Origin of the sequence: Pantoea pleuroti (assembly GCF_014156615.1) — a bacterium.
GTDB lineage: Bacteria > Pseudomonadota > Gammaproteobacteria > Enterobacterales > Enterobacteriaceae > Pantoea > Pantoea agglomerans.
In genome coordinates this window covers 77,916-97,727 of record NZ_SBFD01000001.1, presented here as the reverse complement: position 1 = coordinate 97,727, position 19,812 = coordinate 77,916, and the positions used below count along the sequence as shown (strand labels likewise).

17 protein-coding genes are annotated in these 19,812 nt (G+C 56.5%); 5 read left to right on the top strand and 12 right to left on the bottom strand.

Going from position 1 to position 19,812, the window contains the following annotated elements:
• Positions 1–326: 326 nt before the first annotated feature.
• Entirely contained in the window at positions 327–1,079 is a 753-nt protein-coding gene (cutC, locus tag EPG66_RS00505; protein WP_010258601.1) for a copper homeostasis protein CutC, read from the bottom strand.
• Between the two features lie 85 nt (positions 1,080–1,164).
• On the opposite strand from cutC, the gene EPG66_RS00500 reads away from it, so the two are divergent.
• Positions 1,165–2,310 carry a MalY/PatB family protein gene (locus EPG66_RS00500; RefSeq protein WP_182685627.1) on the top strand — a complete coding sequence of 382 codons (1,146 nt, stop codon included), beginning with the start codon at positions 1,165–1,167 and terminating at the stop codon, positions 2,308–2,310.
• Here EPG66_RS00500 and EPG66_RS00495 read toward each other — a convergent pair.
• Entirely contained in the window at positions 2,307–2,897 is a 591-nt protein-coding gene (locus EPG66_RS00495; protein ID WP_069026426.1) for a VOC family protein, read from the bottom strand. The two genes, EPG66_RS00500 and EPG66_RS00495, sit on opposite strands and share 4 nt — an antisense overlap.
• Positions 2,898–3,181: 284 nt before the next feature.
• On the opposite strand from EPG66_RS00495, the gene EPG66_RS23150 reads away from it, so the two are divergent.
• The 4 genes from EPG66_RS23150 (at position 3,182) to EPG66_RS00480 (ending at position 7,476) form a co-directional block, all read left to right on the top strand.
• Positions 3,182–3,304, top strand: a complete 123-nt coding sequence (locus EPG66_RS23150) for a hypothetical protein (protein ID WP_009089698.1) — start codon at positions 3,182–3,184, stop codon at positions 3,302–3,304.
• 210 nt (positions 3,305–3,514) lie between these two features.
• Positions 3,515–5,245 (top strand): arginine--tRNA ligase, encoded by a 1,731-nt coding sequence (gene argS / locus EPG66_RS00490; RefSeq protein WP_010258588.1) that lies wholly within the window; start codon positions 3,515–3,517, stop codon positions 5,243–5,245.
• A gap of 87 nt (positions 5,246–5,332) precedes the next feature.
• Positions 5,333–6,268, top strand: coding sequence for a LysR family transcriptional regulator (locus EPG66_RS00485; RefSeq protein WP_182685624.1), 936 nt, complete (start codon positions 5,333–5,335; stop codon positions 6,266–6,268).
• 209 nt (positions 6,269–6,477) lie between these two features.
• On the top strand, positions 6,478–7,476 hold the full coding sequence (locus tag EPG66_RS00480) for an aldo/keto reductase (protein ID WP_182685622.1): 999 nt from the start codon (positions 6,478–6,480) through the stop codon (positions 7,474–7,476).
• 61 nt (positions 7,477–7,537) lie between these two features.
• Here the strand turns inward: EPG66_RS00480 and flhE are convergent, their stop codons facing one another.
• The 10 genes from flhE to EPG66_RS00430 form a co-directional block, all read right to left on the bottom strand.
• On the bottom strand, positions 7,538–7,930 hold the full coding sequence (gene flhE / locus EPG66_RS00475) for a flagellar protein FlhE (RefSeq protein ID WP_031591447.1): 393 nt from the start codon (positions 7,928–7,930) through the stop codon (positions 7,538–7,540).
• Positions 7,930–10,023 (bottom strand): flagellar biosynthesis protein FlhA, encoded by a 2,094-nt coding sequence (gene flhA / locus EPG66_RS00470; RefSeq protein WP_010670817.1) that lies wholly within the window; start codon positions 10,021–10,023, stop codon positions 7,930–7,932. Before flhA ends, flhE begins: the two co-directional genes overlap by 1 nt.
• Positions 10,016–11,167 (bottom strand): flagellar biosynthesis protein FlhB, encoded by a 1,152-nt coding sequence (gene flhB / locus EPG66_RS00465; RefSeq protein ID WP_031591448.1) that lies wholly within the window; start codon positions 11,165–11,167, stop codon positions 10,016–10,018. Before flhB ends, flhA begins: the two co-directional genes overlap by 8 nt.
• A gap of 188 nt (positions 11,168–11,355) precedes the next feature.
• Positions 11,356–11,997: a protein phosphatase CheZ gene (gene cheZ, locus EPG66_RS00460; protein WP_003849160.1), complete on the bottom strand. Its 642-nt coding sequence runs from the start codon at positions 11,995–11,997 to the stop codon at positions 11,356–11,358.
• 9 nt (positions 11,998–12,006) lie between these two features.
• Positions 12,007–12,396 (bottom strand): chemotaxis response regulator CheY, encoded by a 390-nt coding sequence (gene cheY, locus EPG66_RS00455; protein ID WP_010258559.1) that lies wholly within the window; start codon positions 12,394–12,396, stop codon positions 12,007–12,009.
• Positions 12,397–12,435: 39 nt separating this feature from the next.
• Positions 12,436–13,485, bottom strand: coding sequence for a protein-glutamate methylesterase/protein-glutamine glutaminase (locus EPG66_RS00450; protein WP_010258555.1), 1,050 nt, complete (start codon positions 13,483–13,485; stop codon positions 12,436–12,438).
• Positions 13,485–14,357, bottom strand: a complete 873-nt coding sequence (cheR, locus tag EPG66_RS00445; protein WP_010258551.1) for a protein-glutamate O-methyltransferase CheR — start codon at positions 14,355–14,357, stop codon at positions 13,485–13,487. The genes EPG66_RS00450 and cheR overlap by 1 nt, the downstream gene beginning before the upstream one ends.
• 81 nt (positions 14,358–14,438) lie before the next feature.
• Positions 14,439–16,115: a methyl-accepting chemotaxis protein gene (locus EPG66_RS00440; protein ID WP_039391127.1), complete on the bottom strand. Its 1,677-nt coding sequence runs from the start codon at positions 16,113–16,115 to the stop codon at positions 14,439–14,441.
• Between the two features lie 106 nt (positions 16,116–16,221).
• On the bottom strand, positions 16,222–17,784 hold the full coding sequence (locus tag EPG66_RS00435) for a methyl-accepting chemotaxis protein (RefSeq protein WP_115758689.1): 1,563 nt from the start codon (positions 17,782–17,784) through the stop codon (positions 16,222–16,224).
• Between the two features lie 193 nt (positions 17,785–17,977).
• Positions 17,978–19,651, bottom strand: a complete 1,674-nt coding sequence (locus EPG66_RS00430) for a methyl-accepting chemotaxis protein (RefSeq protein ID WP_182685620.1) — start codon at positions 19,649–19,651, stop codon at positions 17,978–17,980.
• Positions 19,652–19,812: the final 161 nt, after the last annotated feature.

The following is a 19,812-nucleotide window of genomic DNA, read 5'->3' as shown; positions in this document are numbered from 1 at the left end:
CTTTTAGGACCGAAGAGGCGACACGGCATCAGCATAACGAATAAAGCGAGTGATTACGTTGCTGCCGCGCCTGAAAGGCCTGGATGACATGTAATGATTAATATGGGGCAGGTGATTTTTATCGAGCCAGGCGAAAGAGTGCTAACTTCGCTGCAGCCAGATTTCAGATCTCTCTGACATCAATAGCTTGCCAGAGAAGCGCAAAACAATTTAGCTGGTAAGGAGTGTGCGTTACACAAAAAGAACCCCAGCAAGGATACTGGGGTTTGGTACTTGCAAACACCACGTCAATGATCGGCGTGCTGCGCGGCAAAATCTGTTGTGGTTCAGGCGACCCGAACGGTGCTCATCTGCATCACGCTTTTCATCGCCTCAACCACATCGCCGTCTACACAGTAGCGGCTGAACTCGTCAGTCTCGGCTTCTGAACACATGGAGACCCCCGCTTTGCGGTAGCGCATCGGCGACGCGACAAGGCGGCTGGCCGAGCTGTGAACTTCATCAATCCCCATGTCGAGAAACTTTTGCAGGTTGCTGAGACGTACCCCGGCACCCGCCATAATGATAGGACCGGTGCTGGCCTCATTTAGTTCCCTGAGTAATGCAATTCCGTTTTCAGCGCTCTGCTGCTGACCGGATGTCAGAATACGCGCCACTCCCAAATCCGTCAGCTCTTCCAGCGCACGCTTTGGGCTGTGACAGAGATCGAAGGCGCGATGAAAGGTTACGGCCAGGCCGTCACACAGCGCCATAATCTGCCGCATCTGACCATGATGAATGTGAGCATCTTCATCCAGCATCCCAATCACCAGACCAGGAAAACCAAGTTCACGGATTAACGCCACATCCGATTTCATCGCTTCAAATTCGCGTGCGGTGTAACAAAAATCGCCACCACGTGGCCGGACAATAGGATGAACCGGAATCGAAACTTCTTGCCGGGCGGCATTCAGCATCCCCGCTGATGGGGTCAGGCCGCCTTCACGCGGTGCGGCACAGAGTTCAACCCGATCGGCGCCCGCCTGTTGTGCGGTCACAGCGCAATCCACGCCATAGCAGCAAATTTCCAGTGTGGTCATTCTCTTCTCCTTTACATGACTCTGGTTCAAGGCAGATTCATCAGTTAGTCTGGCTGCTGGAATGAGTTTACCGGGAAAGTTAACTATGGCATTCAATTTCGACCAACGGATAGACCGTCGTCACAGCGATAGCCTTAAATGGAACAAATATGCGGACCAGGACATTCTGCCGTTGTGGGTGGCAGACACCGATTTCCGATCGCCTGACTGCGTCATCAATGCGATTAAAACCCGTGCCGAACATGGGATTTTTGGCTATGGCGACACGCCTGTTGAATTTATCGATAGCGCGATAGCCTGGCTCGCCTTACGCTATCAGTGGCACGTTAATCCGGAATGGATTGTGGTTTTGCCGGGTGTCGTGAGCGGTCTGAATCTGGCAGTACGCGCTTTCACCGCGCCTGACGAGCTGACGATTACGCCAACACCCATCTATCCGCCGTTTCGCGGTGCCGCAAAACTGGCAGAGCGCGGTCAGATCACGCTGCCACTGACGCTGCAAGAGGGACGCTGGCTGCTGGATCTGGATGCGCCGGAAGGTCAGCTGGACGATAAAGCGCGGCTGTTAATGCTGTGCAACCCGCAGAATCCGGGCGGCACCGTCTATCGCCGCGAGGAACTGCAGGCGCAGCTGGCATTTGCGCAGAAGCACGATTTGATTGTCTGTTCCGACGAGATCCACAGCGATCTGCTGCTGGAACCCGGCGTTAAGCACATACCCTTTGCTTCACTGAGCGAAGATGCAGCCCAGCGTAGCGTGACGCTGATGTCGCCTTCAAAGTCCTTTAATATTGCCGGTCTGGGAGCTTCCATCGCCATCATTCCCAACGCCGGGCTGCGCGCGCGCTTTAACCGGGTACGACGCGGCATTGTGCCGGATGTTGATATTCTGGCACTCACGGCAGCAGCAGCAGCATGGCGCGAGGGTGAGCCGTGGCTGAATGCGCAGAATGCCTATCTGCGCAGTAACCGTGACTGGCTGGTGTCGCAGGTCAATAAGATGACCGGCCTGTCACTCGCCTCGCCGGAAGCGACCTACCTGGCCTGGATCGACGCCAGCGCGCTGGGTGTGGCCAGCCCGGCCCTCTATTTTGAAAAGCACGGGCTGGGCTTAACCGCCGGACGTGAGTTCGGCAATGACCAGTTTGTCCGGCTCAATTTCGGCTGTACCCGCGCGCTGCTCGACGAAGCCGTTGCGCGCCTGAAGCGTGCGTTAGCCGCCCGCCTTTAGTTCTGTTCGCTGGCGACAATCTCCTCCAGTCGCCACGGATGGAACTTGATTGTCGTCTGCCCATCCGTTACCGCCAGGGTCGGATTGGGCAGGCGCTCATTCTCCCCCTGCGGTGAACTGGTTTTAAATGAAATACCCGGCTGCGTCAGCGCTTCATCTGACAGCAAGGCCATCGCGCGCACGCCCAGCGTCTGATGGTCGCCCCGTAACACCACCTCAATATGCTCCCAGCCTTCATGGCGATAACGCTTTTCACCCGGCCATGGCAGTTCAACCACATCAATCTGCCTGCCTGCGACAAACAGCGGGTCATGGAGTTTAAACAGGCAAATCTGCCTGCCGTTGATCATCGCCGCCGAAAACTGCGTGCCAATCTGCTGCAAACCTTGCTGCCAGCGCATCGCTGTCGTGTCCTGATGGCAACGCACCGCGATATGGTCCACTTCCAGATCGGTAAGACGCAAACCGAGCCGCTGCGCAAAACTTTGCAACGATTCTTCAAAACGTTCTAAATCTGTCTTTAAATCATCCAATTCTGCCGGAAAAGATCTCTTCACTACCCCAGTTCCTCTCAATTTGTTTAGCATTTATAACCCGCCTGGCTTTTGGCGCGCCGCGTGCTGAGCATCACATAATGATAAGATTCATCTTATTTGGCCCGAAATTTAACGCTAATCCTTATAATAACATCTTTCATTTCGGATTTATCTCCTGTTTAGGTCCATGAGTTCCTTGATGAAAGCATGTTAACTACATGATTATTATCAACTTCTTTAATACAATAAGATAACTCTCATTTACCTGGCAAACAATTGCAGCCCACCCCGCCTTCCTATAAATTTGACCTAACACAACCAAAAGGAATGGCTCTATGTCTATGCTCATCGTTGTCGCTGTCCTGATCGCACTGATGGGATTTGCAATCTCCCGCCATTGGAAGGTGCGTGAAGATAAAAGCGTAAAGAACCCACGCCGTCATCTGCGACGTCGTTAATGCCTCAGGGAAACATCTTATTCAGCTCTGTTTCCCCGCTTCATCCAACTGCTGACGCCCACTGACATTTCACGTATACTTTTCCCCTCATTTTTTTCCGTTTTGTCTGCCCCATCCGTTTCTGCCTCTCCGTGACGCGATGCGCTCAGGCAAGATGATGACAGCCCGGCTTTCTGGTCCGGGCGTTGCTCAGCACATGAAGGTAACTCGGTGAATATTCAGGCACTTCTTTCCGCAAAAGTCAGTCAGGCAATGGTTTTAGCCGGCGCACCCGCCGATTGCGAACCCCAGGTTCGTCAATCCGCCCGGGTTCAGTTTGGAGACTATCAGGCCAACGGCATTATGGCCGTGGCGAAAAAGCTGGGACAGGCACCGCGACAATTAGCGGAAACGGTGATTCAGCACCTCGACCTGACCGGCATCGCCAGCAAAGTCGAAATTGCCGGGCCGGGCTTCATCAATATCTTCCTTGACCACAACTGGCTGGCCAGCCATGCCCGGGAAGCGCTGCGTCTGCCGCGCCTTGGCGTGCAGCTGGCCGAACCCCAGACTATCGTTGTCGACTACTCTGCGCCTAACGTTGCGAAAGAGATGCATGTGGGCCATGTCCGCTCCACCATCATTGGTGATGCGGCGGTACGTACGCTGGAGTTTCTCGGCCATAAAGTGATCCGTGCGAACCACGTTGGCGACTGGGGAACGCAGTTCGGTATGCTGATCGCGTTCCTGGAAAAGCAGCAGAATGAAGATCATGCTGAGATGGCGCTGGCCGATCTCGAAGGCTTCTACCGTGAAGCCAAACGCACCTATGATGAAGATCCTGAGTTTGCCGAGCGCGCGCGCAGTTATGTGGTGAAACTACAGGGCGGCGATGACTATTGCCGCCAGATGTGGAAGAAGCTGGTCGACATCACCATGAGTCAGAACCAGAAAATCTATGACCGCATGAACGTCACCCTGACGCGCAACGATGTTATGGGTGAAAGTCTCTATAACGATATGCTGCCTGGCATCGTCTCCGATCTGAAACAGAAAGGCTTAGCGGTAGAGAGTGAAGGTGCGACCGTGGTGTTCCTGGATGAATTCCAGAACAAAGAGGGTGAACCAATGGGCGTCATCATCCAGAAAAAGGATGGCGGCTACCTCTACACCACCACCGATATCGCCTGTGCGAAATATCGTTACGAAACGCTGAAAGCCGATCGTGTGCTCTATTACATCGACTCACGTCAGCATCAGCATCTGGTTCAGGCCTGGACTATCGTCCGTAAAGCGGGTTATGTGCCGGAATCAGTGCCGCTGGAGCACCATGCGTTCGGCATGATGCTGGGCAAAGATGGCCGTCCGTTCAAAACCCGCAGCGGCGGCACCATCAAGCTTTCCGATCTGCTGGATGAAGCCTATCAGCGTGCCTACACGCTGGTGCGTGAGAAGAACCCGGAGATGAGCGAAGCGGAAGTGAAAACGCTGGCGGAAGTGGTTGGCATCAGCGCGGTAAAATACGCCGATCTGTCAAAAAGCCGTACCACCGATTACATTTTCGACTGGGACAACATGCTGGCGTTCGAAGGCAACACCGCGCCTTACATGCAGTATGCCTACACCCGCGTACTCTCCGTGTTCCGCAAGGCGGGCATTGATGCCGATTCGCTGGATGCGGAGATTGTGATCAGCGAAGAGCGTGAAGCTCAGCTGGCCACCCGTCTGCTGCAGTTCGAAGAGGTTATTACGCAGGTCGCTCGTGACGGCACGCCACACGTGATGTGTGCCTATCTCTACGATCTGGCCGGTCTGTTCTCCGGATTCTACGAGCACTGCCCGATTCTCACAGCAGAATCAGACACAACCCGTCTGAGCCGACTGCAGCTGGCCGCGCTGACCGCGAAGACGCTGAAGCAGGGCCTGGATACGCTGGGCATCGACACCGTCGAGCGCATGTAATCTCTGAAACGGAGAGGGGTTTCCCTCTCCGTTGCTGAATTCGTATATCCGCTCTGATCCCCCAAATCTTCGCAGCAGGATGGTGTTATGTCTGTAGCCGCGCACCTCATCAGCAGCCACCTTCCCACGATAAAACAGTTACAGTGCTTTCTGGCTGTTGCGCACGAGCTTAATTTTCGCCGGGCCGCAGAACGTCTCAGCATGACGCAACCGCCGCTTACCCGTCAGATTCAGAGTCTGGAAGAGCTGCTGGGCCACTCGCTGTTCAGCCGCACGACCCATGAGGTAACGCTCACCAATTCTGGCCGTGCGCTGGTCGCGAAGGCGGAAGCGATCCTGACTGCGCTGAGTGCCCTGAAGCAGGATGCGCAGCCCGCCGCGGCCCGGCTACGCATCGGGCTGACCCGCACGCTGAACTTTGAACTGATTTCGCCACTTAATCGGCAGCTCGCCGCTTTTCATGCCAGCGATGAAATGGAAATGCCCCGGCTGACCTCCCCTCAGCTTTTGCAAAGCCTGGCCAAAAACAGTCTGGATTTAATACTCACCGGAGAAAAGGGGTCGGATGCGGAAGATACCGTTCAGTACGCCTGGGTTTACCGTGAGCCGCTGCTGATTGCCATACCGTCGGCGCATCCTGCCAGTGTGGCGGAGCAGGTCTCGCTGGAAGCGCTGGCCGATCTGCCGCTGTTCTGGTTTGCGCGCAGCGCCAATCCGCTGTTTTACGATAAATGCGAGCGCTACTTCGCCACACTCAGCGTCACGCTGAACCGGGTGAGAGAGCCGGACGATTCCCTGCTGATGCTGTCGCACATCGCCAGAGGAAAAGGGTTCGCCCTGATGCCGCAGTCAAAATGCACCTTTAATCAGGCAGGTCTCTGTTATCGCCCGCTGACAGAAGATGCGGCACAGCCGCTGGCGATAGATGTTTACGCGGCGATTCGCGCCGATGAAAAAAATGAGGCGGTTCTCAATGCGCTGAGAGAACTCTCTGATCCCGGGGATGCGATAAAGTCCGCATGATGCTGCATCGCTGAAACGCAGTGAAGCATCCCCCTCTTCTTACTTGTTAATCCCCGCTCAGCCTGTTGCTGAGAGCTTACTGAGTCGGCATGCCGGATGTATGTCTGAAGCCCTTTCATTCGCCTGATACCTTTTTTGCATGACGGAAAGAGCAATTCATTGCTTTCACGCGGAGTGAAACAATCGCGTCTCACATACGAGGAGCGACAATGAAAAAACGAACGTTAACTCAGGGTCTGGACGTCAGCGCAATCGGCTATGGTGCGATGGGGCTCAGCGAATTTTATGGTCAGACCGATGACCGTCATTCCCTGCAACTGCTCAGCCAGCTGCGCGATCTGGATATCACCTTTATCGATACCGCCGATCTTTACGGTCGCGGTCACAACGAGCAGTTGATAGGTCAGTTTCTTGCCGGGCTCAATCGGGCCGAACGGCTGAAGTTCACCGTTGCCACCAAATGTGGCATTGAACGTCCGGCGGATGCGGCCTATGCCCGCACCATCAACAATCAGCCGGACTACATTACCCGCTGCTGCCATGAATCACTGAAACGGCTGGGCGTTGAGCGTATCGATCTCTTTTATCTGCACCGGATCAGTCCGGCGACACCGATTGAGGAGAGTATGCAGTGTCTCAGCCGTATGGTGCAGGAGGGAAAGATCGCCCGGATTGGGCTGTGTGAAGCGTCGGCTTCGACGCTGAATCGGGCGCAGGCGATCCATCCGCTGGCCGCGCTGCAGACGGAGTATTCACTCTGGACGCGTGACATCGAAGAGGAGATTCTCCCTATGGTGAAAAAGCTCGGTATCGGACTGGTGCCCTATTCGCCGCTGGGCAGAGGATTCCTGACGGGTAAATACCGTAAAAACAGCGATTTTGCCGAGGGTGATTTCCGCAAAAATAATGACCGTTTCCAGCAGGAAAATATCGATCACAATCTCCAGCTTCTTAACGCGGTGACACCACTGGCTGAGAAATATCACGCCACCACCGGGCAGATTGCGCTGGCCTGGTTACTGGCACAGTATGAAAAAATTGTGCCGATACCAGGCACCAAACAGATCGCTTACCTTACTGAAAACGCGCAGGCCGCGGATATCGAGCTGGAAGAGGAAGATATCAGGTTGCTGAACGCTGTACATCAGCAGATTGAGGTTAAAGGCGGTCGCTACTCTGAGGAAGGAATGAAGGGGGTTAACGCCTGAACACAAACTATGCACTTGCGCACTGTGCGTTGGTGCGCTAGTCAATTCAGCAACAATATCCTTACTCGTAATTGACCATCACTTCACTGCTCACCACCCGTAAACCGGGTGGCAGCGCCCCGCTTCCGGCAAAACCAAACACCATGTGCAAAGTCTCACCGGCGCTCAGATGTGCCAGCCCGCGCGTGGTGCCGCTGGCCCCCTCCAGGGAAGTGCAGCGCTGTTCGCCGCACAGCCGCACCTGCAGGCCGGACGGGGCCGGTCTGCTCAGCTGATAACGCCAGTTAACGACGCTGACCTCCCCGCCAATGTCGGCGGGCGGCGTCAGCGGCTGCGCCCGTTGCCAGCTGCCGCGGTTAGCCAGCAGCGGCCCATTGGCCGAAGCACTCCAGGCACCACCTGCCGCCTGCGCCATCAGTGGCAGCATCACGAATGCCATCACCAGCCAGCGCATTATTTGCCTCCGATGGTGGCAGTCATGCGGATCTGACGGTTGTCGCTCAGCTCCAGATTAGAAAGCACCACCAGCTGTGGCAGATTGCGGCGCAGGAAGCGCGCCAGCAGCGCACGCAGCGGATGATTGACCAGCAGCACCGGCGGCGCGCCCAGCATCTCCTGACGTTGCAATGCCGCCTGTGCCTGACTTAACAGCCGATCGGCCAGACCTGGCTCCAGTCCGCCACCGCCCTGCAACGCCTGTAACAGCAGGCGCTCCAGCGTGGAATCGAGCCCGATAACCTGCACTTCGTCATTACCGGGGAACCACTGCTGAGTAATCGCACGGCCCAGCGCCACACGCACCACGCTGGTCAGCTCCTGCGGATCGCTCTGCACCGGCGCATGTTCCGCCAGCGTTTCGATAATGGTGCGCATATCGCGAATCGACACCCGCTCCACCAGCAGGTTCTGCAGTACCTTGTGCAGGGTGGTCAGCGAGATCACACCCGGCACCAGATCTTCGGTCAGCTTCGGCATCTCCTGAGTCACACGATCCAGCAGCTGCTGCGCTTCCTGACGGCCAAACAGCTCGCTGGCGAACTGGCCAATCAGATGGTTCAGGTGGGTTGCCACTACGGTACTGGCTTCAACTACGGTAAAGCCCTGAATCTGCGCCTGCTCTTTCAGCGCGCTATCAATCCAGACCGCCGCCAGTCCAAAGGCGGGATCAACGGTCGCTTCGCCTGGCAGACTTCCGGCAGCCGTGCCCGGGTTAATCGCCATCCAGCGGCCAGGATAGGCATCACCGCTGCCAATCTCCACTCCTTTCATCAGGATGCGATAGCGTGCCGGTGGCAGCTCCATGTTGTCGCGGATATGCACTACTGGCGGCAGGAAACCGACATCCTGGGCGACTTTCTTACGGATACTGCGGATACGTCCCAGCAGCTCACCGTTTTGCTGATGATCGACCATCGGAATCAGGCGATAGCCCACTTCCATGCCCAGCGTATCTTCCAGCTGCACATCGGTCCACGACGCTTCGGTGGCGGCTGGCGTGTCCGCCGTTTTGGCGATGCCGCCCGTGACTTCCACTTTCTTCTTCGGCTGCATTTCGCGGCCGCGCAGCCACCAGGCCAGACCCAGTAAGGCGGCGGTGAACAGCAGGAAGACGAAGTTCGGCATGCCAGGCACCAGACCGAGCAGACCAATTACGCCGGCGCTCAGCATCAGCACGCGCGGATCTTTGAACAGCTGGGTGACCATCTGCTCGCCGACATCCTGATCGGTGGCAACGCGCGTCACGATAACACCGGCTGCGGTAGAGATAACCAGGGCCGGGATCTGCGCGACCAGACCATCACCGATGGTCAGCAGCGTATAGGTCTCTGCGGCATGACCCACATCCATACCGTGCTGCACCACGCCCACCAGCAGGCCGCCGATGACGTTGATCACCATGATCATAATACCGGCGACGGCATCACCACGAACGAACTTACTGGCACCGTCCATCGAACCGTAGAAGTCCGCTTCCTGGGTCACTTCGGCACGGCGGCGTTTGGCGTCATCTTCACCGATCAGACCGGCGTTGAGGTCGGCATCGATCGCCATCTGCTTACCGGGCATCCCGTCCAGCACAAAGCGCGCACCCACTTCGGCGATACGGCCGGCACCTTTGGTGATAACCATAAAGTTGATGATAACGAGGATGATAAACACCACGATACCGATGGCGAAGTTACCGCCCACCAGGAAGTGACCGAACGCTTCAACCACCTGTCCTGCCGCGGCGGCACCCGTATGCCCTTCCATCAGGATGATACGGGTTGAGGCCACGTTCAGCGCCAGACGCAGCAAGGTAGAGAACAGCAGAATGGTCGGGAACGCCGCAAACTCCAGGGTTCGCTGGGTGAACATTGCCACCAGCAGGACCATGATTGACAGCGCAATGTTAAAGGTGAACAGCAGATCAAGGATGAACGGCGGTAATGGCAGAACCATCATCGACAGGATCATCAGGATCAGTACCGGCCCGGCCAGCACCTGCCACTGCATATCTTTAAAGTTGCCCGGTAAACGTAGTTTTGCGGCCAGGTTATTAGCCATCGTTTTTGCTCTCTCCTGCAAAGTCCATCTCTGCCGGAACCGGCAGGTCTTTTGGTTTGGTTGGGATCAGGCCGCCTTCGCGCTTCCAGCGACGCGACTGCCAGACCCACGCCAGCACCTCGGCCACGGCGGCATAGAGCGCGCCGGGAATGTGCTGACCAATTTCAGTATGTCGGTATAACGCACGCGCCAGCGGCGGTGCTTCCAGAACCGGGATGCGGTGTTCAGCAGCCAGTTCACGAATTCTCAGGGCGATCTCCCCTGCGCCTTTCGCCACGACTTTCGGCGCACTCATCTTCTTCTCGTTGTACTGCAGTGCCACCGAGTAGTGCGTCGGGTTGGTGACGATGACATCGGCTTTCGGCACATCCGCCATCATTCGGCGTCGTGCTGCGGCACGCATCTGCTGGCGGATGCGCCCTTTAACGTGCGGGTCACCTTCCTGCTGCTTATGCTCGTCGCGGATCTCCTGCATCGACATCTTCAGCTTTTTAAAGTGGCTGTGTAGCTGCCAGAAGACGTCATACCCGACCATCGGGATCAGCCCCAGCATCACCAGTGAACAGCAGACCGCGATCATCTCCATGCCGTGAATCAGCGCGGTGACGGGCGCTTCGCTGATCAACCGCAGCATCTCGGGCCAGTGGCTCCAGATGTACCACCAGCCCACCGATCCTACTAAGATGGTCTTGAGGATGCCTTTAAACAGTTCGGTCCAGGCCTGCGCCGCAAACATTCGCTTGAACCCAGCCATCGGGCTCATCTTCTTCAGGTCGAACTTGATCGATTTACCGCTGAAAACGATACCGCCCAGCAGCATGGGCGCGGCGATTGCCACCAGCACCAGACCGCCCATCAATGGCAGCAGCGCCATCAGTGCCTGCGTGATCAGGCTGCCGATGTGGCTGACGATAATTTTGTCATCTCTGACCATGCCGTGATCAAAACGGAGTCCGGTGGCGACCATCGCCGCCAGCCGGTGCGCCATCATGTTGCCGCCCATCCACAGGATCATGATGCCGGCCAGCAGCATCAGTACGGATGTGAGTTCGCGCGAACGCGGAATCTGGCCCTCTTCACGCGCTTTCTCAAGTCGGTGGGCCGTGGGCGATTCTGTTTTGTCTTCGTCGCTATCTTCAGCCACGACAAACCTCGGTTGGCAGGAATTCTGAGCATAGGATGCCAAATCTGGCTTAAGTTAAAGCGGAGATAAGATGGAGAAAACAGGCGTTCTTTCGGGGATGGGTCTGACAATGCGGAACGGGGCCACCCGAAGGTGACCCTGTTTATTATAACCTGCAGCTGTTTTGCCCGCCCGCAGGCGGACGAAACCTAGAACCCTAAGCTGTCCAGCAGGTCATCAACCTGATCCTGGTTCGCGACTACGCCCGGTGCATCGGCGTGAATCTGCGGCCCGTTCAGCAGGCTGGTGCCTTCCTGACGCTTCTCAGCGCTGACTTCTGGCATATTCTCCAGCAGCACCATTAACAGCTGGCGCTCAATTTCCTGGATCACATCCATCATGCGCTTGATCACCTGACCGGTCAGGTCCTGGAAATCCTGCGCCATCATGATTTCAAGCAGCTGCTTGTTGGTAAAGGCGGTATGCTCTGGCACGGCGGTGAGGAATGCGCGCGTATCCGTCACCAACTCCCGCGCATCACCCAGTTCAATCGGGTTCTCAAACCACTCATCCCAACGCCCTTTCAGCTGGGTTGCTCCGGCTTCCATCTTATCCTGATGGGGTTGTGCTGCTTCAACACAGTTCAACGCACGGTCGGCGGCCTGCGCCGTCATCTGCACAACATAATCCAGACGGTCGCGGGCATCAGGAATGGCTTCAGCCGCATCGGCTATGGCTTTATCCAGCCCCAGCTCGCGCAGGCTGTCGCGCAGCATGCGCGTCAGAGAGCCAATACGTGAAATGATGTCGTGTGCCGCGGCATCCTCAGTTGGTTTCGGAAAGTCGCTCATCACATCCCCTTACATGCCCAGTTTTTCGAAAATTTTACCCAGCTTTTCTTCCAGGGTTGCCGCAGTGAATGGCTTCACGACATATCCGCTGGCACCGGCCTGGGCGGCGGCGATAATGTTCTCTTTCTTCGCTTCCGCGGTCACCATCAACACCGGCAGCGAACTCATTGCCGCGTCGGCACGAATGGTCTGCAGCAGCTGCAGGCCATCCATGTTTGGCATGTTCCAGTCGGAAATCACGAAGTCGAAACCACCCGCTTTCAGTTTGCCGAGGGCATCCACACCATCTTCCGCTTCTTCTACGTTATTGAAGCCCAGCTCTTTCAGCAGGTTACGCACAATACGACGCATCGTATTGAAGTCGTCTACTACCAAAAAGCGCATGTTTTTATCAGCCATATCTACTCCTGAGTTGTCTCGCCCGGCGGGACGGGCCTGTTAAATACGCAATGCCTGTCCGGCGCTAATTTTCGCCAGCATATGCTGGCTGATGTTGCTTAAATCCACGACTTCGCTCACGCCGCCTGTGGCAATGGCCTCACGCGGCATGCCAAATACCACACAGCTGGCTTCGTTCTGGGCGATAGTCCAGGCGCCTGCCCGATGCATTTCCAGCATCCCGGCGGCACCGTCGTTGCCCATGCCGGTGAGGATGACCCCCACCGCATTTCGTCCGGCGTAAGTTGCCACCGATTTAAACAGCACATCCACGGAGGGTTTGTGCCGGTTAACCGGTGGCCCTTCATTCAGTTTCACCACATAGTTGGCGCCACTTCGGGCCAGCTCCATGTGCATTGCGCCTGGCGCGATGTAGGCATGGCCCGGCAGAATACGCTCACCATCTTCAGCTTCCTTCACCGTGATCTGACACAGCTTGTTCAGACGCTCGGCAAAAGAGCGGGTAAAGCCTGGCGGCATATGCTGGGTAATCAGCAGTGCCGGGCTGGTCGCCGGTAACGGCTGCAGCACATGACGAATCGCCTCGGTGCCGCCGGTTGAGGAGCCAATCGCAATCAGCTTCTCACTACTCAGCAGCGGACCCGCTTTCAGCGTCGCCGGCACCGGCATCGCTGCACGGTTGTGCAGTCGGGCACGGGAGGCTGCACGAATTTTGTCGCCAATCATCTGGCTGTAAGACAGCATCCCTTCACGGATACCGAGCTGTGGTTTGGTAACGAAATCCACCGCTCCCAGCTCCAGCGCGCGCAGGGTAATTTCAGAGCCTTTCCCGGTCAGCGATGAAACCATCACCACCGGCATTGGCCGTAACCGCATCAGTTTTTCCAGGAAATCGAGGCCATCCATGCGCGGCATTTCCACATCCAGCGTCAGCACCTGCGGATTGAACTGCTTAATCAAATCGCGGGCGACCAGCGGATCGGGCGCCGTAGCGACCATCTCCATATCCGGATGGCTGTTGATGATTTCAGTCATCAACTGCCGCATCAGCGCAGAGTCATCTACGCACATCACGGTGATTTTGCTCATCATCTTTCCTTCGTCAGTCCATAGACGGTTTGCCCGCGCAGCCAGAACTCTTTACTGATCTGACTGAAGTTTTCTGAGTGACCGGCGAACAGAATGCCGCCCGGCTTCAGAAGCGGGACAAACCGACGCAGAATCTTCTCCTGCGTCTCTTTATCGAAATAGATCATCACGTTGCGACAGAAAATAGCGTCGAACTGACCCGGCAGTGCCCAGTCATTGGCCAGCAGGTTAAGCTGCGCGTAAGTGACCATATTGGTCAGCTCGGGACGCGCCCGCACCATACCGGCATGAGGACCGGTGCCGCGCAGGAAGTAGCGCTGCATTTGCGCGGGTGACAGCGTGCGCAGCTCCTCCTGGCGATAAACACCCGCCACCGCTTTTTCCAGCACCTGGGTGTCGATATCGCTGGCATGAACCTGGAACTTGCCCGGTCCGGTGCCCAGCGCTTCCGCCAGCGTCATGGCGATGGAATAAGGCTCTTCGCCGGTTGACGCTGCGGTACTCCAGACGCTGAAGTTGCCCTGTCGCTTACGTGCATGCTCCGCCAGAATCGGGAAGTGATGCGCTTCGCGGAAGAACGCGGTCAGGTTAGTGGTCAGGGCATTGATAAACGCCTGCCACTCGGCACTGTTCGGATCGGATTCCAGCAGCGCCAGGTAGCGACCGAAATCATCGATGTTCAGCGTACGCAGGCGACGAACCAGACGGTTGTAAACCATCTCACGCTTGTGATCGGCCAGTACGATACCGGCACGCTGATAGATCAGCTGGCTGATACGACGAAAATGCGTATCGGAGAGCGGTAAACGCTGCACCATCTGCGACAGCAGCGTTGTCGTCTCATTTTGATCTAAAATTGTCGATTTTTTCATCTCTGCACCTGGCCCGAACTCAATACATTATTTGTCTGCTGCGATGCCCGGCGGCTCAATGGCGGCCGGGCCACGGGCGTTTTAAAAGGTTTCCCAGTTGTCATCACTGCGTGTAGCAGGCGAACGACCAACGGCTAACGGTGCATCTGACTGGAGAGTTTTCATCGCCGTTGTCTTGTTAACGGCCTGAGCGACAAATTCTTTACCAATATTGAACACTGATACCGCTTGTTTTAAGTGACTTGCCTGATCTTCGAGCGCTGCAGCCGCTGCCGCTGACTCTTCGACCAGTGAGGCGTTCTGCTGGGTGACGCGATCCATCTCGGTCACGGCAAGGCCCACCTGGTCAATGCCACGGCTCTGCTCGTCTGACGCTGAGGCGATCTCACCCATGATGTCGGTGACGCGGGTGACCGCGCTGACGATGTTGCTCATGGTGTCACCGGCGCTCTCTACCAGCACCGAGCCGGTATTAACGCGGCTAACCGAATCTTCAATCAGACCTTTAATCTCTTTGGCGGCCTGGGCGCTGCGCTGCGCCAGGCTGCGCACTTCACCGGCAACGACCGCAAAGCCGCGACCCTGTTCACCGGCACGCGCCGCTTCAACGGCGGCATTCAGCGCCAGGATGTTGGTCTGGAAGGCGATGCCATCAATCACACTGGTGATATCGGCAATCTTCTTGGAACTGCCGGCAATTTCTTTCATGGTGGTGACCACGCCATCCACCACTTTACCGCCCTGCTGCGCGGTTTCAGAGGCGGTCAGCGCCAGCTTGGACGCCTGACGGGCGTTTTCGGCATTCTGCTTAACGGTCGCGGTGAGCTGCTCCATGCTGGCAGCGGTCTGCTCCAGCGAAGCGGCCTGCTGTTCGGTACGCGAAGAGAGATCGTTATTGCCGATGGAGATTTCGCTCGCACCGGTATAGATGGCATCAGAGCCGTCTCGTACGGTACGCACGGTACGGACCAGCTCCTGCTGCATGTGCTGCAGCGAAGTCAGTAACTCCCCGATTTCGTTACGCACGCTAATCTCAACCGTCTGGGTCAGATCGCCCCGTGCGATGTGCTGGATATGCTCAATGCTCTGACGCAGCGGACGGATCAGCACCGAGCGCATCACGTTCCACACCAGGATAATCATCAGCAAGGTCACTGCCAGCGTGGCGATAACGATAGTGATGGAGCGGGTATACGCGTGCTGGTTAGCTTCCACACCCTGCTGAGACAGCGCTTTATTGTGCTCAAGCCACTCGCTGTAATCTTTCTGAAACTTGTCCTGATAGCTCTGGGTCGGCTGATCCACAAAACCTTTGAAGTTGCCGGCGGTGAAGAAGACCATCAGTTCCGCCAGCGCATCATGATAGGCCGTGTAGTTCGCCTGTAACGCCCGGACGTTTTCGGCCGTTTTGCCTTGTTCTGACAGGTTATCGTTGAATATCTGATAGCTGGCTTCAGCCTGCTTCAGCTCCTCACCCGCCAGGGCGACCAGCTCTTTCACGCTGGCACCCGACCCCGACATCTGTGCATCCTGCAGAAAACGGATACCGGCGCGGTTAAGGGTGTTACGCGCCTGAACCAGCGAAACCCATGAGGTGCCCATCGCCTGTTGCAGAGTATTCAGGCGTTGGTTGTAGGCAAAATTCTCTTTATCTGAACTGACAGTTTTGAAAAACATTCCGCCGGAAAACAGCTGCAGCAGCGCAAACAGCGCCAGCACACACAGCAGGCCGGAAACGACTCGTACTCGACTAAACATAAACACCTCATTGGTTGGCGATTCGTGTGTATTTATCGGCGGAGACGGGGGGAACTTTATGCATGGCAACGGCTTTGCGCCGCCGCCATGTTGAAAGAGGGAAAAATCAGGCGCGGGAAATTTTGAAAACGGAGACGGCCTGGGTCAGGACGCTGGCCTGCTGCTCCAGTGCGGCCGCAGCGGCGGCAGACTCCTCAACCAGCGAGGCGTTCTGCTGGGTCACGCGATCCATTTCAGTGACGGCCAGACCGACCTGCTCAATACCACGGCTCTGCTCATCGGAAGCCGAGGCGATCTCACCCATGATGTCGGTAACGCGGGTCACGGCACCCACAATCTCATTCATGGTGCTGCCGGCGCTTTCAACCTGCAGTGAACCGCTGTTGACGCGTGACACCGAATCTTCAATCAGACCTTTAATCTCTTTCGCGGCCTGCGCGCTGCGCTGGGCCAGACTGCGCACTTCACCGGCCACTACCGCAAAACCGCGACCCTGTTCACCGGCACGTGCCGCTTCAACCGCCGCATTCAGCGCCAGGATATTAGTCTGGAAGGCGATGCCGTCGATCACGCTGATAATGTCCGCGATCTTCTTCGAGCTGCCGGCGATCTCTTTCATGGTTGTGACCACGCCATTCACCACTTTACCGCCCTGCTGCGCGGTTTCGGAGGCGGTCAGCGCCAGCAGGGATGCCTGACGGGCGTTGTCAGCATTCTGCTTCACCGTGGCGGTAAGCTGCTCCATGCTGGCGGCGGTCTGCTCCAGCGAAGCGGCCTGCTCTTCGGTGCGTGCCGACAGGTCGTTGTTTCCGGCGGCGATTTCGCTGGCACCGGTAAAGATGGCATCTGAGCCGTCACGCACATTTCCCACCGTCATCACCAACGACTGCTGCATCTCATGGATGCCTGCTGCCAGCTGGCTCATCTCATTACGCCCCTCAACCACAATCGGCTGGGTCAAATCGCCGGAGGCAATAGCGCGAATCTGTGCCAGCAGTTGTTGCAGCGGCTGAATCAGCACCTGACGCAGGCCAAACCAGCAGGTAATAATCACCGCAAGCACCGCAACACCAATCGCGGCCAGCAGCCACATCATCTGTTTAAAGGCTTTCTGGTTCTGCGCCATTCCCTGATCGGAAAGCTCGGTCTGACGCGCACGCCATTTGTTGTAACTCTCCTGCATCGCGACCTGTTTCTGCTCAATGTTCTGTTTGAACATCCCTTCCAGGTCACGCGCCTGCAGGCTTTTTACCATCGCCTTCAGGCCGTTTTCGTAGTTAGCGTAATCGGCTTCAAGCGTGTCGCCCATCGTTTCGTCAAGACCTGCCGTGGTTGGCAGATGGTAATAGATTTTAAAGTGGCGCTCGGCTTCCGCTAACTGCTTATTGGCTTTGTTGATAAGCTCATCAAGCTGACCGCCGTTCATCTGCGAGGCCATGCTGGTCTGTAAGCGCAGCATGCCGCGGTTCAGCGTGGTACGACTGTTGTTCAGTGAAATATAGGCGTCAGTCATCTCGGTGACATTGCGATTAGAGACCTGCGACAGCGCAAAGGACTCTTTGTCTTTGTTGAGGGCTGACCAGAAAAGGCTGCCAGCGACTAACTGGAGCGCGCCAAAGATGACCAGGACTGCGATTAAACTGGTCACCACTTTTATTTTTTTTAACATCTTATTCCCCTGCAGGTTAATTTAGGTGCAGCGGCTATATCGGCGATGTAGCAGGATTAATTAACGCTATTCAGCGCTTTCAGGAGAGAAGTGGCTTTTGTAATTATTTTTATCAGCATGAGCTGCTGAGTTTGGCTTTACGCAGAGGAATCGTGGGAATTGCTGCGCATCCCGCAGGATGCGCAGCGTGACATCAGAAGGTTTCCCAGTGAGTATCACTGACCGGTGCCGTCAGGGCTTTGCGTGGTGCCAGCGCCGCCGTGGCGGGTGCGGCAATCGGCAGATGCTTTGTCAGCGTCTGCTGCAAGGCGCCGCGTTGAATTTTGAAGACCGACACTGACTGACTTAACCGGCTGGCCTGATCTTCCAGCGAGGCGGCTGCCGCAGCGGACTCTTCCACCAGCGAGGCATTCTGCTGGGTAACGCGATCCATCTCGGTGACCGCCTGCCCGACCTGATCGATACCGCGACTCTGCTCGTCCGACGCCGAGGCAATTTCGCCCATGATGTCAGTGACGCGCGTGACCGCACTGACGATATCGCTCATGGTTTCCCCGGCGGTACCGACCAGTTGCGAACCAACATTAACCCGGTTCACTGAATCATCGATCAACCCTTTGATCTCTTTTGCCGCCTGGGCGCTGCGCTGTGCCAGATTACGCACCTCGCCCGCGACCACGGCAAAACCGCGCCCCTGCTCGCCGGCACGCGCCGCTTCAACGGCGGCGTTAAGCGCCAGAATATTAGTCTGGAAAGCAATGCCATCAATCACGCTGGTGATATCGGCAATCTTCTTCGAGCTGCCGGCGATTTCGCTCATGGTTTTCACGACACCCGCCACCACGTTGCCGCCTTTTTCTGCGGTTTCTGAGGCGCTGAGTGCCAGCTGTGACGCCTGACGGGCGTTTTCGGCGTTCTGTTTCACCGTGGCAGTGAGCTGCTCCATGCTGGCCGCCGTCTGCTCCAGTGACGCCGCCTGCTGTTCTGTGCGGGCAGAAAGATCATTGTTTCCGGCAGAGATCTCGCTGGCACCAGTGAAAATCGCATCCGATCCGTCACGCACATTGGTCACCGTGCGCACCAGCGACTGCTGCATGTCATGCAGACTGGCCGCGAGCTGAGTCATCTCGTTGCGCCCTTCCACCACGATCGGCTGGGTTAAATCGCCCTGGGCGATATGCTGGATGTGATTAATGCTGCTGTTAAGGGGTGTCATCACGATTTTGCGCAGGCCAAACCAGCAGAGCACGATCACGGCGACTACGATGGCCATGATGGTGGAGAGGATCCACATCATACGGCTGTAAGCAGAACTGTTTTCCTGAACGCCAAGATTGGTCAGCCGGTTCTGATCGGCACGCCATTCTTCATAGACGCTAAGAAACGCACTCTGGCTGGGGGCGACCGGCGCCTTGCCGGCAGCAGTGGCGTCGTTTGCCCGCAATGCGGTTTGCAGCTCGTTTAGCGCCAGCGCATAGGCATCATACAACTGTTCAAGCCGATCGTTTAACGGCTTATTCAGACCGGGTGTGTCAGGGATCTGTCTGAACGTTTGATAAAACTGCGCAGCCGCCTGCTGGAAATCTTTGCTCTCATCAAACAGGCCAGCGACATCCGCCGTTTTGCCCTCCAGTTTGCTGTTGGCGAGACGCAGCTGAATACGGGTCAGCAGCACACGGCTCTGGTTAAGGCTCAGATAAGCGTCGTTAAGCGCCTGGATATTCCGGGTCGCCAGCTGCGCCACAGCGAAGCTTTGCTTATCGTGGCTTAATGCGGAGTAGAAAACAGAACCGGAGAAGGCCTGTAACAGCCCAAACACCAGCAATACCAGTAACAGGCTGGTGACAACACGGATTTTCGTTAACATGAGTAACCCTGAAGAAAGTAGGTAATTAAAGTGACTGAGGGATTATCGGCAGGTGACAGCGGGAAATTAGAGTGCAATGCGGCTTTATTCTATGAATAGAAAGGAATTATCGCTCAGTGAAACTATCACGGGCCAGCCATAACCAGCCCGTGATGATTCAA